General features: G+C 68.3%; 22 protein-coding genes. 13 read left to right on the forward strand and 9 right to left on the reverse strand.

Translation table 11 applies throughout. The annotated features are described in order from the left end of the window. Positions 1 to 47: 47 nt before the first annotated feature. Complete coding sequence (locus QNM97_RS07235; protein ID WP_283822179.1) at positions 48 to 659, forward strand: TetR/AcrR family transcriptional regulator; 612 nt, start codon at positions 48 to 50, stop codon at positions 657 to 659. A 411-nt stretch (positions 660 to 1,070) separates the two neighbouring features. Beyond that, positions 1,071 to 1,427 carry a TrmH family RNA methyltransferase gene (locus QNM97_RS07240; protein WP_283822180.1) on the forward strand — a complete coding sequence of 119 codons (357 nt, stop codon included), beginning with the start codon at positions 1,071 to 1,073 and terminating at the stop codon, positions 1,425 to 1,427. Positions 1,428 to 1,435: 8 nt separating this feature from the next. Here the strand turns inward: QNM97_RS07240 and QNM97_RS07245 are convergent, their stop codons facing one another. After that, a complete protein-coding gene (locus QNM97_RS07245) occupies positions 1,436 to 2,239 on the reverse strand; it encodes a hypothetical protein (RefSeq protein ID WP_283822181.1) in 804 nt (267 codons plus the stop codon). 25 nt (positions 2,240 to 2,264) lie between these two features. Beyond that, entirely contained in the window at positions 2,265 to 5,228 is a 2,964-nt protein-coding gene (locus tag QNM97_RS07250) for a DEAD/DEAH box helicase (RefSeq protein WP_283822182.1), read from the reverse strand. Positions 5,229 to 5,306: 78 nt separating this feature from the next. Between QNM97_RS07250 and QNM97_RS07255 the strand changes: the two genes are divergently transcribed. After that, a complete protein-coding gene (locus QNM97_RS07255; RefSeq protein WP_283822183.1) occupies positions 5,307 to 6,701 on the forward strand; it encodes a DUF2252 domain-containing protein in 1,395 nt (464 codons plus the stop codon). Positions 6,702 to 6,726: 25 nt separating this feature from the next. Here QNM97_RS07255 and QNM97_RS07260 read toward each other — a convergent pair whose 3' ends face one another. The 3 genes from QNM97_RS07260 to QNM97_RS07270 form a co-directional block, all read right to left on the reverse strand. Further along, entirely contained in the window at positions 6,727 to 7,218 is a 492-nt protein-coding gene (locus tag QNM97_RS07260) for a beta-class carbonic anhydrase (RefSeq protein ID WP_283822184.1), read from the reverse strand. A gap of 108 nt (positions 7,219 to 7,326) precedes the next feature. After that, complete coding sequence (locus QNM97_RS07265) at positions 7,327 to 8,115, reverse strand: isocitrate lyase/PEP mutase family protein (RefSeq protein WP_283822185.1); 789 nt, start codon at positions 8,113 to 8,115, stop codon at positions 7,327 to 7,329. After that, positions 8,102 to 9,142 carry an ABC transporter substrate-binding protein gene (locus tag QNM97_RS07270; RefSeq protein ID WP_502875000.1) on the reverse strand — a complete coding sequence of 347 codons (1,041 nt, stop codon included), beginning with the start codon at positions 9,140 to 9,142 and terminating at the stop codon, positions 8,102 to 8,104. The genes QNM97_RS07265 and QNM97_RS07270 overlap by 14 nt, the downstream gene beginning before the upstream one ends. Positions 9,143 to 9,417: 275 nt before the next feature. On the opposite strand from QNM97_RS07270, the gene ctaD reads away from it, so the two are divergent. From ctaD to QNM97_RS07290, 4 genes are all read left to right on the forward strand, one after another. Then, the gene (gene ctaD, locus QNM97_RS07275) at positions 9,418 to 11,187 is read left to right on the forward strand and encodes an aa3-type cytochrome oxidase subunit I (protein WP_079930316.1); all 1,770 of its coding nucleotides are present in this window, start codon (positions 9,418 to 9,420) and stop codon (positions 11,185 to 11,187) included. Positions 11,188 to 11,270: 83 nt separating this feature from the next. Next, positions 11,271 to 12,488 carry a phosphoserine phosphatase SerB gene (gene serB, locus QNM97_RS07280; protein ID WP_283822187.1) on the forward strand — a complete coding sequence of 406 codons (1,218 nt, stop codon included), beginning with the start codon at positions 11,271 to 11,273 and terminating at the stop codon, positions 12,486 to 12,488. After that, positions 12,485 to 13,246 carry a peptidyl-tRNA hydrolase gene (locus QNM97_RS07285; protein WP_208791839.1) on the forward strand — a complete coding sequence of 254 codons (762 nt, stop codon included), beginning with the start codon at positions 12,485 to 12,487 and terminating at the stop codon, positions 13,244 to 13,246. Before serB ends, QNM97_RS07285 begins: the two co-directional genes overlap by 4 nt. Further along, entirely contained in the window at positions 13,243 to 13,764 is a 522-nt protein-coding gene (locus QNM97_RS07290) for a cupin domain-containing protein (RefSeq protein ID WP_283822188.1), read from the forward strand. The genes QNM97_RS07285 and QNM97_RS07290 overlap by 4 nt, the downstream gene beginning before the upstream one ends. A gap of 6 nt (positions 13,765 to 13,770) precedes the next feature. On the opposite strand, the gene QNM97_RS07295 is transcribed toward QNM97_RS07290, so the two are convergent. Beyond that, positions 13,771 to 14,760, reverse strand: a complete 990-nt coding sequence (locus tag QNM97_RS07295) for an LLM class flavin-dependent oxidoreductase (RefSeq protein ID WP_208791837.1) — start codon at positions 14,758 to 14,760, stop codon at positions 13,771 to 13,773. Positions 14,761 to 14,938: 178 nt separating this feature from the next. Here QNM97_RS07295 and QNM97_RS07300 point away from each other — a divergent pair, with 178 nt between their 5' ends. After that, positions 14,939 to 15,805 (forward strand): ABC transporter ATP-binding protein, encoded by an 867-nt coding sequence (locus tag QNM97_RS07300; RefSeq protein WP_283822189.1) that lies wholly within the window; start codon positions 14,939 to 14,941, stop codon positions 15,803 to 15,805. A gap of 112 nt (positions 15,806 to 15,917) precedes the next feature. Further along, positions 15,918 to 16,757 carry an NUDIX hydrolase gene (locus tag QNM97_RS07305; RefSeq protein WP_283822190.1) on the forward strand — a complete coding sequence of 280 codons (840 nt, stop codon included), beginning with the start codon at positions 15,918 to 15,920 and terminating at the stop codon, positions 16,755 to 16,757. On the opposite strand, the gene QNM97_RS07310 is transcribed toward QNM97_RS07305, so the two are convergent. Beyond that, positions 16,747 to 17,703 (reverse strand): quinone oxidoreductase family protein, encoded by a 957-nt coding sequence (locus tag QNM97_RS07310; RefSeq protein ID WP_283822191.1) that lies wholly within the window; start codon positions 17,701 to 17,703, stop codon positions 16,747 to 16,749. The two genes, QNM97_RS07305 and QNM97_RS07310, sit on opposite strands and share 11 nt — an antisense overlap. 78 nt (positions 17,704 to 17,781) lie before the next feature. On the opposite strand from QNM97_RS07310, the gene QNM97_RS07315 reads away from it, so the two are divergent. Further along, positions 17,782 to 18,423 (forward strand): TetR/AcrR family transcriptional regulator C-terminal domain-containing protein, encoded by a 642-nt coding sequence (locus tag QNM97_RS07315; protein WP_283822192.1) that lies wholly within the window; start codon positions 17,782 to 17,784, stop codon positions 18,421 to 18,423. Between the two features lie 46 nt (positions 18,424 to 18,469). On the opposite strand, the gene ligD is transcribed toward QNM97_RS07315, so the two are convergent. Next, entirely contained in the window at positions 18,470 to 19,459 is a 990-nt protein-coding gene (gene ligD / locus QNM97_RS07320; protein WP_283822193.1) for a non-homologous end-joining DNA ligase, read from the reverse strand. A gap of 23 nt (positions 19,460 to 19,482) precedes the next feature. Beyond that, positions 19,483 to 20,076: a TetR/AcrR family transcriptional regulator gene (locus QNM97_RS07325; protein ID WP_283822194.1), complete on the reverse strand. Its 594-nt coding sequence runs from the start codon at positions 20,074 to 20,076 to the stop codon at positions 19,483 to 19,485. 149 nt (positions 20,077 to 20,225) lie between these two features. On the opposite strand from QNM97_RS07325, the gene QNM97_RS07330 reads away from it, so the two are divergent. The 3 genes from QNM97_RS07330 to QNM97_RS07340 are packed head-to-tail and all read left to right on the forward strand — an operon-like array spanning position 20,226 to position 23,045. Beyond that, positions 20,226 to 21,206, forward strand: coding sequence for a Rossmann-fold NAD(P)-binding domain-containing protein (locus tag QNM97_RS07330; protein ID WP_283822195.1), 981 nt, complete (start codon positions 20,226 to 20,228; stop codon positions 21,204 to 21,206). Then, entirely contained in the window at positions 21,199 to 21,987 is a 789-nt protein-coding gene (locus QNM97_RS07335; protein ID WP_208791829.1) for an enoyl-CoA hydratase/isomerase family protein, read from the forward strand. The genes QNM97_RS07330 and QNM97_RS07335 overlap by 8 nt, the downstream gene beginning before the upstream one ends. Before the next feature lie 23 nt (positions 21,988 to 22,010). Continuing rightward, entirely contained in the window at positions 22,011 to 23,045 is a 1,035-nt protein-coding gene (locus QNM97_RS07340; RefSeq protein ID WP_283822196.1) for a class I SAM-dependent methyltransferase, read from the forward strand. Positions 23,046 to 23,084: the final 39 nt, after the last annotated feature.

Consider the following 23,084-nt stretch of genomic DNA (forward strand, 5'->3'; position numbering starts at 1 on the left):
ATGTGCCCATCGGTAACGCGTCGGTAAATTCGACTAGAGTCTGATTCATGGCGGAAACCATGCGTCGACTGCCGACGCAGCGGCGTAGTCGAGAGAAGGTCCAGCGCATCCTTGACGCCGCAGAGGAGCTCTTGGCATCGGTGGGTTATGAGAAGGCTGTCGAGTCCCCTCAACCGCTGCTGGCTGCTTCCGGAGTCAGTCGCGGCGCCTTCTACTCCTACTTCACGAGCCCCGAAATGGCGATGGAGACCGTTGCGCTCGGCTACATCGAGCGATCCACGGAAATGGCAGACGAGTTCGCCGCGGGCGACTATGCGGATTGGCGTGAACTCGTAGAACACACGATCGATGTCTACTCCGAGTACTACCGGACGCCGTCGGTTCGAGAGCTCTGGCTCAACGGCCATCTCTCGCCGGTGGCCGTCGCTGCGGATGAGCGCGGAAACCTCTACATCGGGACCATGCTGGTGGAATCCATGCGCCGAGTGGATCCCGCTGCGGGACGAAAACTGGAGGTCATGCACGGCGCGGTCGCGATCGAGATCTTGGATTACCTGCTGCGCTTTGCTTTTCGGCACCGGAGTGATGGCGATCCCGACCTCATCGTGGAGGCAAAGCGTGCGATGGTTGCCTACCTGGAGTCGGTCATCGCGAAATGAGGACGAGGACTGGAGCTCGAGTACATCTCAATCTCTCGACAGCTGGCAGGTCGTCAACGGACGCGCCACACGTGTCGCCGCGTGGGCGGATCCGAGTGGCCGGGCGAACGGTCACCTTTAGCGTGAGATCTGGGACACAACTGTCCCGATCTGGGCCGGTGCCACTGATCGCGCAGTCGCGGTCGTCGCGGTATCGGCTAGCATGGTCGCCATGTCGATCACCGAAAGGGGCGCTGCGCCTCACCTGAGTTGATGGCCGGCGTTCGCGTCCGCAGGGCGGACGAACTCCGACGTTCCCGACGATCCCGCTCCCATTCCTGTTGGGGCCACCTCATTTTGGCGCCTCTGTGGGCCCAGCACGGAGCCAACCTGGGCACCCTGCTGCGCACCTGTGATGCGGTGGGCGCCTGTATGGCGGTGCCACCGCACGACTGGGTGGGTCCGGCCCTGCGACGGGGCAACACCGTTCCGGGCCGCTCATGTATCCATCGCACCGGCAACCCGGTCCGGTGGCTCGAGCGTGAGCGCGATGCCGGCGCTCACCTCATCGGCGTCGAATTGGCCGAGGGCGCAACGCGTCTGGCCGACCTACCGATCGCAGGGCGACGTACCGTGGTGGTGCTCGGGCACGAACGCACGGGTATCCCCGAGTCCGTCCTCGATGTGCTCGACGACGTCGTCGAGATACCGATGGTGGGACGCGGAGCGAGCCTGAACGTCGCGGTGTCCGGGTCGCTCGTCGCCTACAAGCTCGCGGGATTGGTGTGAGACCGCCCTCAGGGTTCGACGATCCGGTCGTAGAGATCGCCCAACTCGTCGACGGCTTCGGCGATGTCGCCGGGGGCGACCCCAGAGGCCCGCAATGCCGTGCGCAGCGCGGTGCCGTCGAGGTCGGTCAGGGGATTCATCCGCGGCGGCGACGGGAGTGGGGGAGCGGTCGCGCCGGTGCCGTAGAAATCGATTCGCGGTGGCGCGGAGGCGTTCTCGTCGTCGATCCGCGATCCCTCACGCTGCGGGGTGGAGTCTCGGGCGGGTGCGAGTTCCTCGATCGCGTCGAGCAATTCCGGCAGCGATGTCCCCATCACGATCAACAGGGTGGTGGGGGTTCGGTCGATTTCTACGGCCACCTCGTACATCGTCGACAGGACGTGGATGCAGCGCCCGGAGTCGTCGGGGCACGTGCAGTCGCCGACGATATCGGCGCTCTCGGTGGGCAACACCAGTTCACCGACGGTTCGCGGTTGCTCGCCACGCGCGAGCGACATCACCTCGGTCACGCCGTCGGCGGCACGCAGCAACGTCGCCACCGTCGCGGTGTCGACGGTGCGGATCTCGATCGTCACCTCGAACGGTTCGAGCTGACTGCCGTCCACCGACGAGGTGACCCGCCCCGCGCCGATCGTCAACCGATGCACGTGTCGATCGCGAAAGTACCTGCGGGCCTTGGTGATCTTTCGGCTGTCGACTGCCGCGTCGGTGCCGTCGCCGGCGAATCGGCCTTCGGTCACGTCGACCAACGCCCGCGACCACGGAGTCAGCGCATATCCGCGCACCGGAACCGTGCCACGCCGTGCACTCATCGGCGTGCACTCATCTGGGCGCCGCTCATTCGCTCACCGCGTCCTCGCGCAACCGGAACAGTTCGAAGAGTTCGTCGTTGCCGAGGTCGCCCATCCAGTTCTCGCCCGCCGACACTGTCAACCGCGACAGTTCGCGCTTCTTCGCGATGAGGTCGTCGACGCGTTCCTCGAGCGTGCCGACGCACACGAAGCGTCGCACGTGCACGCGTTGCCGCTGCCCGATCCGGTATGCACGATCGGTCGCCTGGTCCTCGACGGCCGGATTCCACCAACGGTCCACGTGCACCACGTGATTGGCGGCGGTCAGGTTCAGGCCGGTGCCGCCGGCCTTGAGGGTGGCGATCAAGATCGGCGGTCGGGTCCCGGTGTCGCCGTGCTGGAACCGGTCGACGAGCCGGTCACGGTCGCCGCGTGCCAGACCTCCGTGCAGCAGCGGGATCTCGGTTCCCAACAACTCGGTGAGCCACGCCGACAGTAACTCGCCGAAGGCCGCGAACTGGGTGAACAGCAGGGCCTGATCGCCCTCGGCGACCAGTGTCGTCGCGATGTCGTCGAGCAGTTCGAGCTTCCCCGACCGGTGGACGCCCCGCCGGACCAGTGGTGTGCCGTCGGCCAGATAGTGCGCCGGGTGATTGCAGATCTGCTTGAGGCGCGTCAACGCCGCCAACACCGTTCGCCGGCGCAACGCGCGCTGCTGTTTGTCCTGCAGTGCCTCCATCAGGTCGTCGATGACCGCGCGATACAGCGCAGCCTGCTCGACGGTGAGGTTGGCGCGCACGGTGAACTCGGTCTTCTCCGGCAGGTCGGTGATGATCGACGGGTCGGTCTTCTCGCGCCGGAGGATGAATGGGCGGGTCAGTGCGGCCAGGCGGGCGAGCGCGTCGGGATCGCGGTCGCGTTCGATCGGCTCGGCGAAGCGATTGCGGAAGGTCGATGCTGACCCCAGCAGACCGGGATTGACCAGGTCGATCACCGCGCGTAAGTCCTCCAGCCGATTCTCGACGGGGGTTCCGGTCAGTGCGATCCGGTGATCGGCCGGAATCGCCCGGAGTGCTTTGGCCGCTGCGGTTCTCACGTTCTTGACGTGCTGGGCCTCGTCGACGACGAGATGCCGCCAGGGGTGCGCCGCCAGCAACTCGCGGTCCCGGGTGGCGATCGCGAATGTCGTCAGCACCACCTCGGCGCTGCCGTGGATCGCCGCGAACGCGGCGCCTCTCGCGCGATCGGGGCCGTGGTGGACCGCGACCGGCATGCTCGGCGCGAACCGGGCCAGTTCGGCAGACCAGTTGCCCACCAACGACATTGGGCACACGATCAGTGTGGGGGTGTGGGCGGCCGCGGTGTGTGCTTCGTGGGCGAGCAACGCGATCACCTGCACCGTCTTGCCCAGCCCCATGTCGTCGGCGAGGACGCCACCGATCCCGCGGTGCGCCAGATGCGCCAACCACTCCAGGCCGCGCTGCTGATACGGGCGCAGCGAGGCCGCCAACAGTTCGGGCGGTGGGATCGGTTGTGGGCGCAGGGCTCCGGTCTCGGCGATCTCGTCGAGCCAGTCCAATCCGCGTACCGCGCTCACCGGAACCGGCAGGGTCTCGGAGTCACCGGCGAGAAGCCCGAGCAACTCGCCCATGTCGGGTGCGGCGCCCGATCCGGCCAGCGCGCGCTGGGATTTCACATAGGCGGCCGCCCGGCTCAACCGGGCGCCCTCCGCGCGCACCCACACGCCGCGGATGCGGACGAGATCGCCTTTCTGCCTGGACAACTCGTCGAGATCGGCTTCGCCCAGCGTGATCGCATCCGGGCCGTCGCCGAGTGCCAGACGCCACTCGAACTCCCGGATCTCCCGCAGTCCGACCATGCGCGCCGGTGCGCCGCCACCCACCACCGGGCGGGCGCGCATGGTCAGACTCGGCCGAACCTCGGCGATGGTGCGCGGCAACAACACCGGGAACCCGGCATCGGCCAGCGCGGCGGCGCCGGTGATGAACAGCCGTTCGGCGAGCTCGGTGGAAAGGAGGTAGTCCAGACTCGTCCGGTCCGGATCCGCTTGGTGGAGTTCGGGAAACGCCCGGACCGCGGCGGCCAGCTCGGTGGTCACCTCGTCGAGGGCGGTGGCGTCGAGCCGACCCGGCAACACCGGCGCCACATGACCGTCGATCGAGCGTCGGCACACCGCGAGACGCCACCGCAACCGGTCGGGATCGGTGAGCACACGGTCGATGTCGTCGTCGGGGCCGACGTCGTCGATCGGCGAGTCCGGGTCGTCGGGTTCGTGCAGCCGGAAGACCAGGGTGGCCTCTTCCGCTGCGGCGCTCGTGCCCCAGCCCGCCCACGCCGACGTCGCCGCCGGGCGGGCGGCGGCCGTCGGCACCGCCCCGTCACCCACGAGCGCGGCGATCAGCGGCGTGGCAGGATCGGCCGCACCCAGTCGTGACGCGGAAGCATCTATCCGGCAACGGCATTCGTGATCGATGACCTCGGCTGCGAAGTCCATCAGAGCGGCGGCGCCGCCGTTGTCGGCGAGCGCGCCCGGCGCGCCACCGGTGATCACCGCACTCCACGCACGCCACGCCGAGGTCGGTAGCGGTGCCCAGCGGAACACCGTCTCTCCGGCGATGTCGACCAGGGTGGGGGCGACCGAGCCGGCCCCGACGAAGCGCCGGACCCCATCGACGAGATGCCGATACCAGGCGATGTCGCCGGTGACGGGCAGCGACCGGGTGGCATCGAGGAACGAGACGGCAGAAGCCGTGCCCAGGGTCATCGTGGCGACGAAGTCGCGGCGGCCGGCCTCGTCGATGATGTCGATCTGGCGGCGAAAACGCTTGCCCGCCAACAGTGATCGCAGAGGATCGGGGAGCTCACCGGTGTGCGTGGCGTCCTCCCAGACCGCCAGTCCCACACCCGGGCGCCACAGCGCATGCAATCCGGCCGCCGACCCACCCGGAGCCGACGGCTCGCCGGAACGCGTCGCGAGGGTCGATGCCATGGCCTTCAGGGTAGTTCGCGGCCCCGACACGATCGCGAAACGGCTGCCGGTGGTGCCGACCTGCGAGAGACTTCAGGGATGACCACCCACGATGCCCCGAAGACCCACGGTGAGGCGCTCGCCTCCGGCCCCACCGTCTATTCCGGCAAGGAACACTCGGTGGGCAAGGCCGCGCGCAAGATCGTGTCACGACGAGCCCTCGGTGATTGGGACCCGTCCCGGCGCGGCCACGATGCCCTGCAGACGATCCTCGCGCAGAACGAGACGCGCGATCAGCGGCTCGTGCCCATCCGCCATGGGCGGATGGCGGCGTCGCCGTGGACCTACTATCGGGGCGCCGCCGCGGTGATGGCGGCCGACCTCGGTTCCCGGCCGAACACCGGGATCACCGTCCAGCTCTGCGGCGACGCGCACGTCCTGAACTTCGGTTTGTGGAACACCCCGGAGCGGACGCTGGCCTTCGATCTGCGCGACTTCGACGAGACCCTGCCCGGCCCGTTCGAATGGGATGTGCTGCGCTTCCTGGCGAGCCTGGTGGTGCTGGCGCGGGACAACAAGGTCGCCGACGCGGCCGCCACCGAGGCGGTGCGCGCCGGATTCCGCGGCTACCGGACCTGGATGCGTACCTACTCGGGGTGGCCGATCCTCGATGTGTGGGCCGAGAAGTTCTCGGTCGACGAGCTCACCGGCTACATCGCCACCCCGGCGAACGGGGCGCGACTGGACAGCGTGATCGAGAAGCGGGCGCAGAAGCGGACCAGCCGGGGAGCCTCGAAGAAACTCACCCACCTCGTCGACGGGCGCCGGATGATCAAGGAGGCGCCGCCCTATCGCGTGCACGCGTTGGCCGACTACACCGACGTCCTCAACGACGTGATCGTCGCGTATTACGCGTCGGTGCCGGAGAACGTCGCGGCGCTACTGCGCCGCTTCGACCTCGTCGACGCCGTGCAGCAGGTCGTCGGGGTCGGCAGTGTCGGGATGCGGGTGTTCCTGAATCTCGCCGAGGAGCACGAGACCGGCGACCCGTTGTTCTTCCAGATCAAACAGGCCGCGCCGTCGGTGTACGAGAAGGTGGTCGCGCCCAGCGCCTACGACCATCACGGCCAGCGGGTCGTCAACGGTCAGCGCCTGATCCAGAGTGCCTCGGACATGTTCCTGGGTTGGACGACGATCGGCGACTGGGAGTTCTACGTCCGGCAGTTCCGCGACGGCAAGGTCATTCCGGACGGCCCGACCGTGTCGCGCGCGCTCACACAGTTCGCCGCCGCGTGCGGGCACGTACTCGCGCGGGCGCATGCGCGCAGCGGAGACGCCCGCGCGATCGCCGATTACCTGGGCACCTCCGACAAGGTCGAGGAATCGGTGGTGCGGTTCGCGCACGCCTACGCCGACCAGACCGCGCGTGATCACGCGCAACTGGCCGCCGCGGTCGCCGACGGGTCGATCCCGTCGGCGCCGGGCTGGCCCTGAGTACTCGGCGACGAGGCCGGGGTCGTCAGTCGGTGACCTCGTTGAGCGTGCCGGTGGCCACGTCGAAGACGAATCCGCGCAGCGAACTGGTCTTGGTGACGAACGGGCTGTTGCGGATGCGCGCCAACGACTGCCGCACGTCCTCCTCGACGTCGGGGAAGGACTCGGCGGCCCACGCCGGCTTCTGACCGATCTCGTTCTGGATGTCGCGCTTGAAGTCGTCGTCGGTGAATGTGAGCATGCCGCAATCGGTGTGGTGGATCAGGATGATCTCGGTGGTACCCAGCAGCCGCTGGCTGATGGCCAACGACCGGATCTCGTCGTCGGTGACCACGCCTCCGGCATTGCGGATGACATGCGCCTCACCCTCGTTGATGCCCAGCGCCCGATACACGTCGAGGCGGGCGTCCATGCAGGCGACGACCGCGACGTGACGGCTCGGCGGCAGGGGCAGGGGACCGGAGAAGGTCTTGGCGTACTCGGCGTTGTTGGCGAGGTACTCGTCGGTGACAGTCATGTGTCCACGGTGCGCGCCATCACGCCCGGGGCGCGAGGGTTGCGATCACGACGGGCCGAACACATCGGCGTCGGCGCATGTATTTCGCGCCCGGTCCGCTCCGTGCGCTCATTGCCAGCGGGCCAGCAGATCCTTCGAACGTGCGGCCAGATCGGCCTGCCAGAACGGCCCGAAGCTGATCCGTCCGACGCCGAGCTCGGCCAGGTGCGTGAGCGAATCCTCGGCAGGCACGGCTATCGCGTTGACCGGCAACGGCAACGACGAGGTCAGCTCGCGCTGCACCGCGTCGGTGTGACGGCCGACGGGGTAGAGGCTGCTCGCCCCGGCCTGCGCGCAGAGGACCAGTCGTTCGATCGCGCGAGCCACGCGGTCGGTCTCGGCGCCGTCGGCACGCAGGAACAGGTCGGTGCGTGCGTTGATGACCACCCCGACACCGGCGGCGTCGGCGGCCGCGCGCAACGCGCCCACCAGATCGGCATGCTCGTGCGCCGCGCGGAGGCGTCCGCCTTCGTCGTGCACGGTGTCCTCGATGTTCAGACCCACCGCTCCGGCGTCGAGCAGCCCGTCGATCAGTTCGGCCGGAGACCGGCCGTACCCCGACTCCACGTCCACCGACACCGGAAGGTCCACCGCTGCGGTGATCTGGCGGACGCGGGTCAGCAGTTCGTCGAAGGTCATGCCCTCGTGGTCGGCGCGACCGATCGAGTCGGCAACCGGATGGGAGCCGACGGTCAGCGCCGCGAACCCGGCGTCGGCGGCCAGGGTCGCCGACCACGCATCCCAGACGGTGGGCAGCACGACCGGGCTGCCGGGCACGTGCAGATCGAGCAGTGTCCGGGCGAGGGCCGCCGGGTCCGGGGTCGTGCCCGCCGAACCGGTCCCGTCAGGAATTGCCATTCAAGGAATCCTTCACGTCGTTGAGTACGAGCCACGCCGCAGCCAGACCTGTTCCGCTGTACCAGATCTCGTCGTTGACCGAGAGGACGCGCTTCCAGGTGGGCGCGCCCATGTCCAGCCAGCGATCGCTGAGCAGGACCTGTTTGCCGTGATCGAGGCCGCCGTCGCCGTCGAACGACACGTAGATGAGGTCGGCGTCGGCGTCGGTGAAGTTCTTGTCGGTGACGGTGAAGCTGTCGGTGCCGCGCTGCGGGGCGGGGCGCTGCACGCCGATCATCGTCAGGATCTGACCGGCGAAAGTGCCGGTGCCGGCGATGATCTCGGAGTCCTTGGTGAACCGGACGAGCGACACCTGGTTGTGGGCGGCGTCCATGCGTCGGCCGGTCCTGGTGGCCTCGTCGGTGAACTCCTGCAGCAGGCGGGTGCCGTCGGCGGTGCGGCCGAGGGCATCGGCCACCGCCTGGAAGCGCTCCTGCCAGGTGCCGTCGGTGATCGTCGCGGACTTGGTACCGGCGAAGGCCTGCGCCGATCCAGCGGTCGCCGGCGTGGTGAGCACGATGTCGGGAGCGGCGGTGCGCACCGCCGATGGATCGGGGGTGGTCCCGATCGCCGGAACGGAGGTCAGTTGTGGTCCGAGGTAGGCGGGGATCGTGCCGGGGGCAGCGGTCACGGCGGTCACCTTGGCACCGATGCCGAGGGCGCAGAGATCATCGAGCAGCGCCGGGTCGGTGACGACGATGCGCGCCGGGTCGGTGCGCGGGTCGGACGCGGTGGTCGGCGCCAGGCAGGTGCGCGAGTAGTCGCGGTCGGCGGAGACGACGTTGACCTCGGCGATACGCGTGGTCGAGGTGGAGATGGTCTTGCCGTCGGGGGTGGTCAGCAGCGGCTGATCGTCGGAGCAGGCACCGAGCACCACGGTTGCGACGCACACCAGCAATGCCGAGGCGACCACGCCACGCCTGCTCGACCGACTCCGAACACCGTCGCCGGATCCGCGTTCGACCCGGTCCTCACCGCCACCCTGCACCCGCCCAACCTAGCAGGGCCCGATCGGCACCCACCCGACCTTGCCGCCGGGGGACCGCGGGGCGTCGCGGGGTGGCCCCTCGAGCCCGGCGCGTCGGCTCCGGCGTCGCAGCTGACCTGCGCCGATGATGCTCCCGAAAAATCAAGTACGACGGATCGTAGGACCCACTCGGCCGGGGTGGGTGCAAGGGTTTAGGATCGGTAACCAGCGCTCGGTTTGTTCATGTGCCGACCGGCGGAAATCGCATCCCGACCGGTCGGGCAAGAGGAGGATCTGTGACCGCGGTAGACCAGCCCACCACGCAAGTGGCACCAGTACGTCCGTACCCGGAGCGCCATCAGCCCAAGGGTTCGTTCATCTACAAGCTGATCACCACGACCGATCACAAGTTGATCGGCATGATGTACATCGTCGCCTGTTTCGCGTTCTTCCTCATCGGCGGTCTGATGGCCCTGCTGATGCGTGCGGAGTTGGCGCATCCGGGTATGCAGTTCCTGTCGACCGAGCAGTTCAACCAACTGTTCACGATGCACGGCACGGTGATGCTGCTGATGTATGCGACCCCGATCGTCATCGGGTTCGCCAACTTCGTGCTGCCGCTGCAGATCGGTGCCCCCGACGTCGCCTTCCCGCGGCTCAACGCCTTCGGCTTCTGGCTGTTCGTGTTCGGTTCGACGGTCGCCATCGGTGGCTTCATCACCCCGGGCGGTGCGGCCGACTTCGGCTGGACCGCCTACACACCGCTCACCGACGCGATCCACTCGCCCGGCGTCGGCGCCGACCTGTGGATCATGGGCCTCGGCGTCTCCGGTCTGGGCACCATCCTCGGTGGCGTCAACATGGTGACCACCGTCGTGTGTCTGCGCGCCCCCGGTATGACGATGTTCCGGATGCCGATCTTCACCTGGAACATCCTGGTCACCACCATCCTGATCCTGCTGATCTTCCCGCTGCTGACCGCGGCCTTGCTCGGCCTCGAGGTCGACCGTCAGTTCGGCGCCCATCTCTACGACCCGGCCAACGGTGGTGTGATCCTCTGGCAGCACCTGTTCTGGTTCTTCGGTCACCCCGAGGTGTACGTCATCGCGCTGCCGTTCTTCGGCATCGTGTCGGAGATCTTCCCGGTCTTCTCCCGCAAGCCGCTGTTCGGCTACTCGGGCCTGGTGTACGCGACGCTGGCCATCGCCGCGCTGTCGGTGGCGGTGTGGGCACACCACATGTACGTCACCGGCGCGGTCCTGCTGCCGTTCTTCTCCTTCATGACCTTCCTGATCGCGGTACCGACCGGTGTGAAGTTCTTCAACTGGATAGGCACCATGTGGAAGGGCCACATGACGTTCGAGACGCCGATGCTCTTCTCCGTCGGCTTCATCGTGACCTTCCTCTTCGGTGGTCTGACCGGTGTGCTGCTCGCCAGCCCGCCGCTGGACTTCCACCTCTCCGACAGCTACTTCGTCGTCGCGCACTTCCACTACGTGCTCTTCGGCACCATCGTGTTCGCGACCTACGCCGGCATCTACTTCTGGTTCCCCAAGATGACCGGACGCATGCTCGACGAGCGCCTGGGCAAGTGGCACTTTTGGCTGACCTTCATCGGCTTCCACACCACCTTCCTGGTGCAGCACTGGCTGGGTAACGAGGGCATGCCGCGTCGCTACGCCGATTACCTGCCCTCGGACGGCTTCACCACCCTCAACGAGATCTCCACGGCCGGCGCGTTCATCCTCGGACTGTCGACGCTGCCGTTCCTGTGGAACGTCTTCAAGAGCTACCGCTACGGCGAGGTCGTGACCGTCGACGATCCGTGGGGCTTCGGTAACTCCCTCGAATGGGCGACGAGCTGCCCGCCGCCGCGACACAACTTCACCGAGCTGCCCCGCATCCGTTCGGAGCGTCCGGCGTTCGAGCTGCACTATCCGCACATGATCGACCGGATGCGTGCCGAGGCGCACGTCGGCCCGGGTCACGGGCATGACAGCGAAAGCGCCGAACATGCCCGGCGTGACCCGCTCACCGTCGGCGACCACGAGTCCTCCGCCGACTGACGCGGCGCAGCGCGGTGGGCGACTCCCCGGATTCACACACCACTTCCGCACCCGGATCGGTTCACACCGCTCCGGGTGCGGTCGTGAAGGCGACCCTCCTGATCACCGTCACCGGACCCGATAAACCCGGTGTCACCTCGGTGCTCATGGGTGCACTTGCCGGACAACAGGTTTCCCTGTTCGACGTCGAACAGGTCGTCATCCATGACCGCCTGACGCTCGGGGTGCTCGTCGCCTGCGACACCGACCCCGAGCAGGTGCAGGACGTCGTCGAGCAGGCGATGAGTTCGGTCGGGATGGACGTCCACGTCGAGGTCGGTGGGCAGTCCGGTGGTCATCAGCCCTCGACACACGCCGTGGTGTTGCTCGGCAGTCCGGTGACCGCACGCGCCTTTTCCGCGGTGGCGGCCGAACTCGCCGGGCAGGGCGGCAACATCGACTCGATCCGCGGGGTGGCCGACTATCCGCTCACCGGGCTGGAATTGATGGTCAGTGTGGGCGGACGCGACGACGTCGCGGCCGACGCCGCGCTGCGCAAGGGCCTCGCGGGGGTGGCCACCCGCCACGGCATCGACATCGCGGTCGAACGCGGGGGGCTCGCGCGACGGGCCAAGCGGCTCATCGTCTTCGATGTGGATTCGACCCTCATCCAGGGCGAGGTCATCGAGATGCTCGCCGCCCACGCCGGCCGGGAGGCCGAGGTCGCGGCGGTGACCGAGGCGGCGATGCGCGGTGAACTGGATTTCGCGCAGTCCCTGCATCAGCGGGTCGCGGCGCTCGCCGGTCTCGACGCGAGCGTGCTCGACGACGTCGCCGCGTCGCTCGAGCTGACGCCGGGGGCCCGCACCACGATTCGCACGCTCCACCGCCTGGGCTATCACTGCGGTGTGGTGTCCGGCGGGTTCCGGCAGGTCATCGACGGCCTCGCCCACGAGCTGGAACTCGACTTCGTGCGGGCCAACACCCTCGAGGTCGTCGACGGAGCACTCACCGGCCGGGTCGTCGGCGAGATCGTCGACCGGCCGGGCAAGGCCCGGGCGTTGCGGTCATTCGCCGATCAGGTCGGGGTGCCGATGGAACAGACCATCGCCGTGGGCGACGGCGCCAACGACATCGACATGCTGTCGGTGGCCGGTCTCGGTATCGCGTTCAACGCCAAGCCCGCACTCCGTGAGGTCGCCGACGCCGCGCTCAGTCACCCGTTCCTCGACGCGGTGCTGTTCATCCTCGGCGTCACCCGCGACGAGATCGAGGCCGCCGACGCCGCCGACGGGGTGCTGCGCCGGGTTCCGCTGGAATGACCGACACGTCGACCGACTCGGGTGCTGTCGTGCCCGATCCGTTCGAGGACGATCACCGACGGCTGACGGCCTATGTCGGCGGTCACGACGACCCGCCTGATCCCGCCGACGTGCTCGCCATGCAAATGGTGCTGCGCATCGAGAAGGCCGATCCGCCCGATCGCACCGAGTTGCTGGTGGCCGCCGCCCGTGCGGTCGCACTGCTGTGCCTCGATGACCGGTCCGGTGGCGACGGTCCGTGGTCGGCGCCGATGGACGCCTGGTGTGATGCGCGCATCCGCAAGATCGCGCGACGCGCACGCGGTGCGCAGTGGGTTGCCGCACAAGAGGTCTGGGGCCTCACCGCCACCGTAGGCGGCGCGCAGGCGCGGGCTCTGGTGCCCGGCCGGGTCGGCGATGTCGACAAGCGGATCTCCCGATTGCAGATCGGTGGCACCGAGGTCGATGGTGAACTGCCACCGGCGCCCGGCGGGCGTGGGGTATGCCTGTGGCTCGATCCACGACTGGAGATGACGGTCGGCAAGTCGGCGGCCCAGGTGGGTCACGGCGCGATGCTCGCTGTGCGACTGCTCGACGAGGCCACCGCCCGCGACTGGCGTGAAGCGGGATGTCCGCTGATGGTGTGCGCCGCCGACGAATCCACCTGGACGCGGCTGCTCGCCGCAGAACGTGCCGGCGAGGCGGTGGCCGTCCGGGATGCGGGTTTCACCGAGATCGCACCGGGCTCGGTGACCGTGATCGCGGAGGTGATCGTATGACGAAAGATCAAGCGGCATTACCGGAGTGGGCGCTACCGCTGAATCTGGGGCGACACCCGGAGGGCGGCTGGTATGCCGAGACGTGGCGTAGTGAGCTGACGCTGCCCGCCGCGTCGCTGCCCGGATACGACGGTGACCGTGCCGCGGGCACTGCGATCTACTTCGTGCTGCTGCCCGGCGAGGAATCGGCTTGGCACACCGTGCGCGGCGCGGAGATGTGGCTGTTCCACCGCGGTGCACCGGTGGAACTCGACCTCGGCGGTGACGGTGCTGTGCCCCTCAGCGTTGGGCCCCTCAGCGTTGGGCCCCTCGACGTTGGGCCCCTCGGCGTCGGGCCCACCGGCATCGAGCACACCGAGACGATCGTGGTCGGACCCGACATCGCTGCCGGCCACCGACCGCAGGCGCTCGTGCCGCCGGGGCACTGGCAGCGGGCGCGTGCCGTGGGAACAGAAGCGGCGCTGGTCAGCTGCATCGTCGTACCCGGATTCGATTTCGCCGACTTCCGGCTGGCCTGACGGCGCTCAGCTCGCCGGGACCCGCGCCGGCGCCAGGTGCTCCAGCGTCTGCAGCCACACCTGCCGGTCGGGGGCGATCGACGCGACGATCACCTCGTCGGCGTCGGCATGGCCGGCGAACCAGTCGAGATACTCGCGCACCTCGTCCGGGGTGCCGACACCGCAGTAGGTGAGCATCTCGTCGATCTGGCGTCCCTGCGGCATCGACAGGATGGCGTCGGCTTCCTCGTCGGTGAACTTTCGTCCGCCACGGCCGAACAGCGCGGAGACCCGATGCCGCTTGGCCTGGTGGAGTTGGTCGCGGGCGCGCTGCGGATCCTCGTCGGCGATGACGCAGGCCCCGGCGATCACATACGGCTCGGCGAGCTGCTCCGACGGCCGGAACTGCTCCCGGTAGATCTGCACCGCCTGGGTCAGGGCACCGGGCGCGAAATGCGAGGCGAACCCATAGGGCAGGCCGAGCGCCGCGGCGAGTTGCGCGCCGAAGAGCGACGAGCCGAGGATGTAGAGCGGCACGTCGGTACCGTTGCCCGGCGTCGCGCTCACCCCGGCCACACGCGAATGCCCGGTGAGATACCCCTGCAGTTCGAGAACGTCGTTCGGGAAACGATCGGCGGCGGCCATGTCACGGCGCAGGGCTGCAAACGTGTTCTGGTCACCGCCGGGCGCGCGGCCCAGCCCGAGATCGATACGACCGGGATAGAGCTCGCCGAGGGTCCCGAACTGCTCGGCGATCGTCAACGGCGCGTGGTTGGGCAACATCACCCCACCCGAGCCGAGCCGGATCGTGGAGGTGCGCGCCGCGATGTGGGAGATCAGCACCGCGGGCGCCGACGACGCGATCGACGACATGTTGTGGTGTTCGGCGTACCAGATGCGTTCGTAGCCCCACTTCTCGGCGCGGATGGCCATGTCGGTCGAGGCGGCCAACGATTGGCCGACGGTTTCGCCGGTGCCCACCTGGGCGAGGTCGAGGATCGAAAGAGGCACACTCATGCTCAGATCAAGGTCGTCGGGCACGTGGCTATTCCCTTGCCCGATCCCGACTTTGGTCCTCCCGCACACGGTTGTGCCGGCGGTGTCACGCCGGGGTCGGTGCACCCTCGGCGGACCCCGGCACCGGGCGGACACGCCTCGCGAGGATGGTGCCCACGGGCGCGGTGAGTAGGGCACGATGGAGTCCGTGACCGCCAGCGATCCCGTGCCCGACGAGCCCACCTCCGACCCCGACTTGTTGATCGATTTCCGCGACGTCGCGGTCGTTCGCGGCGGGAAGTCCCTGGTCGGTCCGGTCACCTGGCAGGTCGAACTCGACGAGCGCTGGGTCGTCCTCGGCCCCAACGGTGCCGGCAAGACCACCCTGCTGCGCATGGCCGCAGCCGAACTGCATCCGAGTTCCGGTATCGCCTTCGTGCTCGCCGAACAACTCGGCAAGGTCGAGGTCCGTGAACTGTCCACGCGGATCGGCGTGGCCAGTGCGGCACTGGCCGACCGCATCCCCGACGACGAGGTGGTCAGCGACGTCGTCATCTCCGCCGGCTATTCGGTTATCGGCCGGTGGCGGGAAACCTACGACGACGTCGATCGGGCACAGGCGCTCGAATCACTGGAGTCGATGGGTGCCGAACACCTCGCCGATCGTGCCTTCGGCACCCTGTCGGAGGGTGAACGCAAGAGGGTCCTCATCGCCCGGGCGCTGATGACCGACCCCGAACTGCTGTTGCTCGACGAACCGGCCGCCGGACTCGACCTCGGCGGGCGTGAAGAACTCGTCGGACGGCTCTCCGCGCTGGCCGCCGACCCCGATTCGCCGGCGATCGTGCTCATCACCCATCACGTCGAGGAGATCCCCGCCGGATTCACCCACGCCATGCTGCTGTCGGAGGGGGCGGTGGTGGCGCAGGGACTGCTGAACAAGGTGTTGACGAGCAGGAACCTGTCGACCGCGTTCCGCCAGCAGATCACCTTGTCGAAGGTCGACGGACGGTTGTTCGCCCGTCGGTCCCGGCGCGCCGGCGGACACCGCCGGTCCGCCGGCTGACTAGGGCGATCGGGGTCGGCCGCCCCTGGATGCGGTTGTGCCGCGGCCCGGCGATAGTGTCGACGGGTGTCCCGGCACACACTCCTCGTCCGGGACGGGTTGGAGGTCTTCGATGGCAGGGACGTCGGCACCGCAGGCCGCGCCGTTACGTGACGCGGCGACCGTGGTGCTCGTGCGCGACAGCGGCGAGAACAGTGGTGGCGACGACAGTGGTGGCGGGATCGAGGTGTTCCTGCAGCGCCGCGTCAAGCAGATGGCGTTCGCCGGTGGCATGACGGTGTTCCCGGGCGGCGGGGTCGATCCCCGCGACAGCGACGCCGACCTCGCCTGGACCGGACCCGCGCCGCAGTGGTGGGCCGAACAGTTCTCCACCACAACCGAACTCGCGCAAGCCCTGGTCTGCGCCGCGGTCCGCGAGACGTTCGAGGAATGCGGCGTTTTGCTCGCCTCGTCGGGGGAGGAGTTCCCCGACCCCGCGACCTTGCGTGACGACCGCGCCGCCCTCGTCGACAAATCCCTGTCGTTCGCCGGATTTCTCCGCTCCCACGGCCTCACGTTGCGCGCCGATCTGCTGCGGCCGCTGGCGCACTGGATCACCCCCGTCAACGAGAAGCGCCGCTACGACACCCGGTTCTTCCTCGCGGCCGTCCCGCCCGGTCAGGAACCGGACGGCTCGACCACCGAGGCCGACGTCACGCGGTGGGCGAACGCGCAGGAGGCGATCGACGCGTGGTCGGCGGGCAAGCACTTCCTGCTGCCACCCACGTGGGCACAGTTGACGGAGGTGGCCCGATACGCGACCGTGGCCGATCTCCTCGACGCCGAGCGCACCATCGAGCCGATCGAACCGGTGGTGAGCGCCGGAAAGGGCTTGTCGGGCTTGGCTTTCACCCGTTCCGACGACTATTTCGCCGGTCTCGGCGATCAGCTGCCACCCGACATCACCCTCTAGTCCCGATCGTCACGACCAGCCGGCCGGGCTCGGGGGAGTTCCACGCCTTCTCGACGTCGGCGAGCGCCGCGGTGCGGACATCGATCGGGAGCCCACCGGCGGCGGCGAGATCGAGCAGGGCGGGGAGTTCGGCGAACAACAGACGCGGGTCGATCGAGCCACCACCCGAGCCCCAGATCGAGATCGGGCGCGCGCGCAGGATGGCGGCGTCGAGGGTGATCGAACGTCCGGCCAGTGCCCCGATCTGGACGTAGTCCACGCTGCTGTGGCGTCCGGTGAGGCTGTGCGCCCGTAGGGCTTCCAGGGCCATCTCGGCGACCGGACCCCAGAGGTAGTCGAGGACCACGTCGATCCCCTCGGCGAACGCCGCCGCCAGTCGCCCGCCCGGATCATCATCGAGTAGCGACACCGTCTGCACCCGCGGGTCCTCGGCGAGACGGGCCAACACCGCGGCGTTGCGACCAACCGCGACGACGCGACCGGCGCCCAAATGCAGGGCGATCCGGACGGCGAGAGTGCCGGCGGTGCCGGTCGCCCCGAGAACTGCGACGGTGCCTCCTTGGGGGACACCGGATTTCACCAGCGGCATCCATGACGACATCGCGGGGTTGACCACGGCGGCGGCGGTCTCGCTCGACAACGCATCGGGGATCGGCACCGCGAATCCCGACGGCACCACCGTGCGTTCGGCGATGGTGCCGTAGGGGTCGGGACATCCGCCGGTGTAGACGCGATGCCCGTCGAGTACGGCCACCCCGTCGACGCCGACGACGAAGGGAAGTTCGTCTCCCGAGGAGTAGTGCGCTCCGCCTGCGATGGATCGCACGATCTGATGCACCCCGGCGGCGAGCATCTGCACCTCGACGTACCCGTCGGCGGCGACAGGAGCGTCGAGGTCGGCGTACACCGGTGGGCGGGTGAGGTCGGTGACGAGAGCTGCTTTCATGACTTCCTCCTTTGAACACTGTTCAAAACATGACTCTGTTAGGGTGGTTGAACATTGTTCAAGAGTCAAGGGGGATCTGTGGCACGGACGCCGCTGAGCCGGGATGCGATCGTCGACGCCGCCTTCGAGCAGCTCGCCGAGACCGGTCTGGACGGGATCACGGCGCGGGCACTGGCCGGCCGATTGGGTGTGCGCGCCGGTGCGCTCTACTACCACGTCCGCGACATGACCGAGCTGACCGACGAGATGGCCACGCGGATTCTGCGGCGACTGCTCGACCAGCCGATCCCCGACGAGGCCGCCGCCGACTGGCGAGAGTTGTTGCGGACCAGCGGACATCGCATCCGGACGACGCTGCTGTCCTACCGTGACGGGGCCACGTTGGTCTCGGGAACCACGCTGCTCGACGACGATGCCCTGCGCCGACTCGAAGAACCGGTCCGGGTGCTGGTCGCCGCGGGTATGACGCCGCTCGATGCCCAGCGAGCGCTGGTGGCGCTCAACGCGTTGGTGACCGGATACGTGATCGAAGAACAGCACCGGCATCCGGTACCGGGGGAGAACCGCATCACCGCCGAGGCGCGACGCGCGCGTCTCGATCCCGACGAGCAGCCCCTGCAATATGCGCTCAGCGAGGAGATGGCGACGTTACCGGTCGACACCTTCGAGTGGGTGCTGGAGGCGCTCATCGCCGGAATCGGTGTGCGCGTGGGACTCTGAGCGGTCTGCGGTGTCACGCTCTGTGGCGTCACTCTCTGCGGCGTCCCTACTCGTCGAGGTCGACGATGTCGGCGTCGTCGCTCTTCTCGCCCGCGGCGTCGTCGCGCTCGGCCCACTCGAGGAGGTGATCGATCCGGTGGGCGACGTCATCGATCTCGGCGTGCAGGTCACCGAGTTCGGCGAATCGTGCCGGCATCGTGGCGATGGTGAAGTCGTCGGGTTCGACGTCGGCGATCTCCGCCCAGGTCACCGGCGCCGACACCGTCGCGCGCGGGTTGCCGCGCACCGAGTACGCCGCGGCCATCGTGTGGTCGCGAGTATTCTGGTTGTAGTCGACGAACACCGCCGACGGGTCGCGGTCCTTGCGCCACCAGGTGGTCGTCACGTCCGCGGGACTGCGCCGCTCGACCTCTTTCGCGAATGCCAGTGCCGCACGACGAACCTGGGCAAACCCCCATTCCGGGACGATCCGGACGTAGATGTGCAGGCCGCGCCCGCCGGAGGTTTTCGGGAACCCGCGGATGCCGAGTTCGTCGAGGACCTCGTGGACGATGCCGGCGACCCGGCGGATTCGCGCGAAGTCGCAGTCGGGCATCGGGTCGAGGTCGATTCGCCACTCGTCCGGCGATTCGGGGTCGGCGCGACGGGAGTTCCACGGGTGGAACTCGACCGTCGACATCTGCACCGCCCAGATCACGCTGCCCAATTCGGTGACGCACAATTCGTCGGCGGTGCGCCCGAATCGGGGGAACCACAGCTCGGTCGTCTCCACCCAGTCGGGGGCTCCGGCCGGAATCCGCTTCTGGTGCACCTTCTTTCCGTCCACTCCCTTGGGAAAGCGGTGCAGCATGCACGGACGCTCGCGCAGGGCCCGCACGATGCCGTCACCGACGGAAAGGTAGTACTGCGCGAGATCGAATTTGGTCTCGCCGCGCTCGGAGAAATAGACGCGGTCGGGGCTCGACAGTCGGATGGTCCGGTCGCCGACGTCGAGCATCACCGGTTTCCCTGCGTCGCTCGCTGCAGCCGGGGCCATCGCCGCTCCTCTCGGGCCGTGCGTCAGCCGACGTCGCGCCCTGTTGTGCAGTCTGCCATCGCGGTGGCATGGGCGACGACAGCGGCGCGTCTGCTCGCGGCGTCGTCGGGGCGCACGGGCAGTGTCTGTACCAGGGCACTCAGTGTCCACCAGCCGACGACGAGGGAGATGACGCTGAAGAGCAATTGCTCGGCCCCGGCGCGGTCCAGGCCGGGCACTACGTCTTGAATTCCGGTGATGTTCTTTGCGCACAGCGGATTTCGCGCATCGACGCCGACTGCGGAGTCGAGTTCGAGACTCTCGTAGGCCAGTAGCCGGGGTAGGTGCGGGCGCTCGGCGCACCGATCGAACAGTGCTCCCGCGAAACGTCCGATCGCCTCGGGGCCGGCGTCATCACCCTCGAGATCGACGCCCTCGAGCAGGCTCGCCAACTCCCGGGTCAGTACCGCCGTGAACAGTCCGCGCTTGTCGCCGAAGTAGTGGTAGACCCGCTCCTTGTTCACCTCGGCGTCGCGTCCGATCGCGTCGAGGCGTGCCCCGGCAAAGCCGTGTGCCGCGAACTGACGGGTGCCGGCGTCGAGTAGTCGGCGTCGCGTCGTCTCGGTGTCCCAGGCCACGACCGAACCCTACCGAAAAATCCAAACGAATGGTTGGAAGTGGCGCGTCGCCGGGTTAGGCTGCAATCTCCAAACGGATGTTTGGAGATCGTTCTGTCGGGTGATGAGCGTCGGTTTTGATGAGGCTCGGTTTTGATGAGGAGAGTGCGATGCGAGCGTTGGTGATGGGTGCCCGTGGTGCGGTCGGTCGGGTGGTGGTCGAGGAACTGCGTTCGCGCGGGCACGCGGTGACGCGAGCCGGCAGGTGCGCCGGGAACGACCTGACTCGACTCGATCTGACTGCACCGGAAGGGCTCCGGACGTTGAGGCATCTGTCGGAGGTACACGACGTGGTGATCAACGCATCCGGGGTGGAGACGCCGGCGCTGGCGCGCTGCGGTGCTCCGGCCGTCGTCGAGATCTCGGCGACCTCGGCGTATCTGAACGCGCTGCGCCGGGCGGTGCGCGAGGCCGTCGGCGGGACCACGATGTCGGAGGCGCCGGCGGGCACAGTCGTGACCGGTGCGGGCCTCGTGCCCGGACTGAGCACCCTGTTGATCGCCGATCTCGACACGGGGCCGGGCGACGACGTCGACCTCGGAGTCGTGTTGGGCACCGGCGAACACCACGGTGCGGCCGCGGTCGAGTGGACCGCCGGGCTGCTCGGTACCCCGGTTCATCACCCACCCGAAGGACGCCGGATCGTCAATCTTCGGCAGTCCCGCCGGATCGCCGAACCCGGCGGTCGGCGCAGGCGCTACCTGCGTGCGGACTTCCCCGACCACGTCCTGCTTGCCGATCGGGGTGTACGAGTCCGTAGTCACCTCGCGTTGAGCAGTCGGAGTGCGACCGGAGCGCTCGCTCTGGCCGGTCGGGTCCCTGCCCTGCGGCCCTTGGTCGACCGCGCCCCGCATCTGGGCTCGGACGAATGGCTGGTGGTTGCGCAGAATCGTCGAACCGGGCGCAGCCGGGGCGCTCGCGGGCGGAGGCAGTCGAGGGCGACCGGTGTACTGACCGCGTTCGCCGCCGAACTCGTCGCCGACGGGGTGGTGCGCGGTGCGGTGACGATGGCCGACCTCACCGACGCCGCCGCGGCACAGGGACGGCTCGAACGGCCTGATCGTCAGACGGTAGCCTTCGACCATGGCTGAGTTCGTGACTCTCGAGACCTCCGACGACCATCCCGGTGTGGGCACCATCTTGCTCAACCGGCCACCGATGAATGCGCTGAACCGACAGGTCCAGTCCGAGCTGGCCGCCGCGGCCGCACAGGCCACCGACCGTGACGACATCAAGGCCGTCGTCGTCTACGGCGGCCCCAAGGTGCTCGCCGCGGGTGCCGACATCAAAGAGATGAACGACATGACCTACCCGGAGATGGCCAAGGTCGCCGGTCGACTGCAGAGTGCGCTGGGGTCGATCTCGGAGATCCCCAAGCCCACGGTCGCCGCGATCACCGGTTACGCGCTCGGTGGCGGTCTGGAGGTCGCGCTCGGCGCGGACCGTCGTATCGCCGGCGACAACGCGAAGCTCGGCGTGCCCGAGGTGTTGCTGGGTGTCATCCCCGGCGGCGGCGGTACGCAGCGTCTGGCCCGCCTCGTCGGACCGGCGAAGGCCAAGGACATGATCTTCACCGGCCGGTTCGTCGGCGCCGACGAGGCGCTGCGGATCGGGCTGGTCGACGAGGTCGTGGCACCCGATGAGGTCTACAACGCGGCCCTGGCGTGGGCCGACCAGTTCGCCAACGCGGCATCGGTGGCGTTGGCGGCCGGGAAGAAGGCCGTCGACCAGGGGCTGGGAGTGGACTTGGCGACCGGGCTGAAGATCGAGGAACAGTTGTTCGCGGCCCTCTTCGCCACCGAGGACCGCAAGATCGGAATGGAGTCGTTCGTGGAGAACGGCCCGGGGAAGGCCCGGTTCACGGGTAAGTGAGCCGGGAGAGGGAGGAGGAACACATGACGACGACCGAGAACGAGCCGGAGACGGACAACGAGACGGGTGGCGGGTCGCCGGTCGATCCGGCGCCCAACCCGCATGCCACCGCCGAGGAGGTCGCGGCTGCGCTGACGGACACCAAGCTCGCGCAGGTGCTCTATCACGACTGGGAGGCCGAGACCTACGACGAGAAGTGGTCGATCAGTTTCGACGAACGCTGCATCGACTATGCGCGCGGCCGGTTCGACGCCGTGCCGGCGGCGAGTGATGCTGCCGCCGGGAGCGCAGCGAGCGAGCTGCCCCATGGGCGGGCGATGGAACTCGGTTGCGGCACCGGCTTTTTCCTGCTGAACCTCATGCAGTCCGGGGTGGCCGAGAAGGGGTCGGTGACCGACCTGTCGCCGGGCATGGTGAAGGTGGCGCTGCGCAACGCCGAGAACCTCGGGCTCGAGGTCAACGGCCGGGTCGCCGATGCCGAGAAGATCCCCTACGACGACAACACCTTCGACCTCGTCGTCGGACACGCTGTACTGCACCACATTCCGGATGTCGAGCAGGCATTGCGCGAGGTGTTGCGGGTGCTCAAGCCGGGCGGTCGGTTCGTCTTCGCCGGTGAGCCGTCGACCATCGGCGACTTCTATGCCCGGTGGATGAGCCGGGCCACCTGGTATCTGACGACGAATCTCACCAAGCTCGGTCCGCTGCAGTCGTGGCGCCGTCCGCAGGAGGAACTCGACGAGTCCTCGCGTGCCGCCGCTCTCGAGGCCGTCGTCGACATCCACACCTTCGATCCCGACGAGTTGGCGGATATTGCCCGGTCGGCGGGAGCGTCGTCGGTGCAGACCGCGACAGAGGAGTTCGCCGCGGCGATGCTCGGCTGGCCGGTTCGTACCTTCGAGGCCGCGGTGCCGCCGGGCAAACTCGGTTGGGGCTGGGCCGGTTTCGCGTTCGGTTCGTGGAGGCGCCTGACCTGGCTCGACGAGAACGTGCTGCGCAAGGTGGTGCCGCCGAAGTTCTTCTACAACGTCGTGGTGAGCGGGTACAAGCCCAGTTAGCCCCAGTTAGCCCAGGTGTGACTGCTCTTCCCCAAGACT

The sequence above is a fragment of the Gordonia sp. L191 genome, from assembly GCF_030077625.1.
Taxonomy (GTDB): domain Bacteria; phylum Actinomycetota; class Actinomycetes; order Mycobacteriales; family Mycobacteriaceae; genus Gordonia; species Gordonia polyisoprenivorans_A.

Bases quoted from the DNA above. Each gene is read 5' to 3' on its own strand.
- QNM97_RS07235 (WP_283822179.1), top strand. From the start codon at position 48: ATGGCGGAAACCATGCGTCGACTGCCGACGCAGCGGCGTAGTCGAGAG.
- QNM97_RS07240 (WP_283822180.1), top strand. From the start codon at position 1,071: ATGGCGGTGCCACCGCACGACTGGGTGGGTCCGGCCCTGCGACGGGGC.
- QNM97_RS07245 (WP_283822181.1), bottom strand. From the start codon at position 2,239: ATGAGTGCACGGCGTGGCACGGTTCCGGTGCGCGGATATGCGCTGACT.
- QNM97_RS07250 (WP_283822182.1), bottom strand. From the start codon at position 5,228: ATGGCATCGACCCTCGCGACGCGTTCCGGCGAGCCGTCGGCTCCGGGT.
- QNM97_RS07255 (WP_283822183.1), top strand. From the start codon at position 5,307: ATGACCACCCACGATGCCCCGAAGACCCACGGTGAGGCGCTCGCCTCC.
- QNM97_RS07260 (WP_283822184.1), bottom strand. From the start codon at position 7,218: ATGACTGTCACCGACGAGTACCTCGCCAACAACGCCGAGTACGCCAAG.
- QNM97_RS07265 (WP_283822185.1), bottom strand. From the start codon at position 8,115: ATGGCAATTCCTGACGGGACCGGTTCGGCGGGCACGACCCCGGACCCG.
- QNM97_RS07285 (WP_208791839.1), top strand. From the start codon at position 12,485: ATGACCGACACGTCGACCGACTCGGGTGCTGTCGTGCCCGATCCGTTC.
- QNM97_RS07290 (WP_283822188.1), top strand. From the start codon at position 13,243: ATGACGAAAGATCAAGCGGCATTACCGGAGTGGGCGCTACCGCTGAAT.
- QNM97_RS07295 (WP_208791837.1), bottom strand. From the start codon at position 14,760: ATGAGTGTGCCTCTTTCGATCCTCGACCTCGCCCAGGTGGGCACCGGC.
- QNM97_RS07300 (WP_283822189.1), top strand. From the start codon at position 14,939: ATGGAGTCCGTGACCGCCAGCGATCCCGTGCCCGACGAGCCCACCTCC.
- QNM97_RS07305 (WP_283822190.1), top strand. From the start codon at position 15,918: ATGGCAGGGACGTCGGCACCGCAGGCCGCGCCGTTACGTGACGCGGCG.
- QNM97_RS07310 (WP_283822191.1), bottom strand. From the start codon at position 17,703: ATGAAAGCAGCTCTCGTCACCGACCTCACCCGCCCACCGGTGTACGCC.
- ligD (WP_283822193.1), bottom strand. From the start codon at position 19,459: ATGGCCCCGGCTGCAGCGAGCGACGCAGGGAAACCGGTGATGCTCGAC.
- QNM97_RS07330 (WP_283822195.1), top strand. From the start codon at position 20,226: ATGCGAGCGTTGGTGATGGGTGCCCGTGGTGCGGTCGGTCGGGTGGTG.
- QNM97_RS07335 (WP_208791829.1), top strand. From the start codon at position 21,199: ATGGCTGAGTTCGTGACTCTCGAGACCTCCGACGACCATCCCGGTGTG.
- QNM97_RS07340 (WP_283822196.1), top strand. From the start codon at position 22,011: ATGACGACGACCGAGAACGAGCCGGAGACGGACAACGAGACGGGTGGC.